1 protein-coding gene is annotated in these 1,639 nt (G+C 30.7%); it reads right to left on the reverse strand.

Annotation, left to right across the window (positions count from 1 at the left end; genetic code table 11):
* Nucleotides 1–785: 785 nt before the first annotated feature.
* Nucleotides 786–1,604, reverse strand: coding sequence for a PhzF family phenazine biosynthesis protein (locus tag KO493_RS04840; RefSeq protein WP_216066820.1), 819 nt, complete (start codon nt 1,602–1,604; stop codon nt 786–788).
* Nucleotides 1,605–1,639 lie beyond the last annotated feature (35 nt).

Here is a 1,639-nt window from a genome sequence, read left to right on the forward strand (position 1 = left end):
TTTTTTTAGCTTGTTGGTAACGTGATTGTGTATGATTAGTTGCGTGGTTAAGCAACTAATTTAGCAAATAAATCACAGATAGAATATTCCGCAGGAATGTTCGTAAGTCGGCAGTGAACCAAGCAATTAATTATACACGGTGTTGGCATTTCGTTGTTTTTATTCAGATTACTTTTTATTTGGCTTAATTTCGTTTTCCTTTTTTCCAGCGTTTGAGTGAATTCGGTCAGCGATTTATTCCGCAAACTTTTTCAATTCCGATTGAGTGAGCAATTACGCAACTTGCTAAATTCTGTTTTCAATTCAGTTTTTCATATTCTTACTTATATTCGATTTTAAAAGAAACTACCAATCGTAATGACTGAACAAATTACTAATGTTAAAAAGCTAATTATTATTAGTGGATCTCTTTTATTTTTCATCAAATATCTTATTCCAATAACTAAAAACACAATTTGTGCAATCAAAAATGGTATTGTCATTATTTCTCTAAAAACTCCTATTAGAACAAAATCTATTTTGTAAAAGTTAATTAGCCAAATGAGAATAAAGTAAGAGACAATTGCAAAATTCGCAATTATCAGATTCCTGTTTGTTAGTAATTTACTCATTTTATTAGATTTTGAGTGCGTTTCGTCAATGAATGCCAACGTTGTTGTATATGGTTTGTTGCGTGTTTCAAGCAACTAATTTAGTAAATAATTACCGACCAAGAAAGTCCGCGAGGACTTTCGTAAGTAGGCGAGAAGCCAGCAATAAATTATATACGGTGTTAGCACCAGTATTTATAATCTTAATTCTCCTTTCAATATAATTTGAGCTTCACTTTTTATCAATAATTTATTCTCACTAATTAGTTCAACTTCCATAAATCCAGTTCTTTCAGAACATTGATATGAATTCATTTTCTTTTTATTCAATCGATTGCTCCAATATTTAGCGAGGAAAGTATGAGTTCCTCCAGTTACAGGGTCTTCATTTGTTCCGCTCCAAGGCCAGAAATATCTTGATTCAAAGTCATAGTCATCCTTTTGTGAAATGGATGTAATTAATACTCCATTTATTGAATTGTGAGATTGTTTTAATTTTTCAAAATCTGGCGACAAATTTTCTAATTGTTCACTACTCTTAATTTCCAGAAGTAAGATATTTGTTTCCTTATTATACTCGCAATTTATGATTGTTTCAATTCCAAGAGCATATAATAATTCGTCAGGAGCATTTTGAGGAATTGTATCATAAACGGGAAATTTCATTTCAATTTTCTTTCCATATTTTTTAATCATTAAATCTAAATTCTGAATATTCTTAAAATGAATAGCATCTATTTTAGGATTAATTTCAAATAGTACTTTGGAAGATGCAAGAGTTGCGTGTCCACAAAGCGGGATTTCCATTACTGGCGAAAAATATCTTATTGAATATTTATCTTGATTATCAATTTTACATATAAATGCCGTTTCTGAAAGCCCCAATTCTTTGGCAATAGATTGCATTTGTTTATCAGTCAGTTTTTGGGTTAGAATACAAACACCTGCTGGATTTCCTTTGAAAGGCTTATTTGTAAAAGAGTCAACTATATAAGTTTCTATTCTGTCGGTCATTTTTTATATTGGTGCTAACGGTCTCATGTAAGGTG

This window comes from Pseudotamlana agarivorans, assembly GCF_018860245.1.
Lineage (GTDB): Bacteria > Bacteroidota > Bacteroidia > Flavobacteriales > Flavobacteriaceae > Pseudotamlana > Pseudotamlana agarivorans_A.